Source organism: Anaerovorax odorimutans (assembly GCF_024459955.1).
Classification (GTDB): Bacteria; Bacillota; Clostridia; order Peptostreptococcales; family Anaerovoracaceae; genus Hominibacterium; species Hominibacterium odorimutans_A.
This window is the reverse complement of the sequence record NZ_JANFXK010000221.1, coordinates 1-231: the sequence shown is the minus strand read 5'-3', so window position 1 is coordinate 231 and position 231 is coordinate 1. Positions and strand designations below refer to the sequence as shown.

The following is a 231-nucleotide window of genomic DNA, read 5'->3' as shown; positions in this document are numbered from 1 at the left end:
CTCCCGGATATGGACGGCTTTCAGGTGATGGAGCAGATAGGGGATGTTCCGGTCATCTACGTGACAGCCCGAGATGAGGTCACAGACCGAGTAAGAGGGCTGAACAGCGGCGCGGAGGATTATATTGTAAAACCCTTTGCCATGGAAGAGCTGGTTGCCAGGGTCCAGGTAGTGCTCAGAAGGTTCCACAGGGAAGAAAAGATATTTGCCATTGATGGGGTGAGGGTAGAC

At 53.2% G+C, this 231-nt stretch carries 1 protein-coding gene; it reads left to right on the top strand.

Features of this window, described 5'->3' with window-relative positions; translation table 11 throughout:
* A partial coding sequence (locus NE619_RS18550) for a response regulator (protein WP_256133929.1) occupies positions 1 to 231 on the top strand: 231 nt, incomplete at both ends.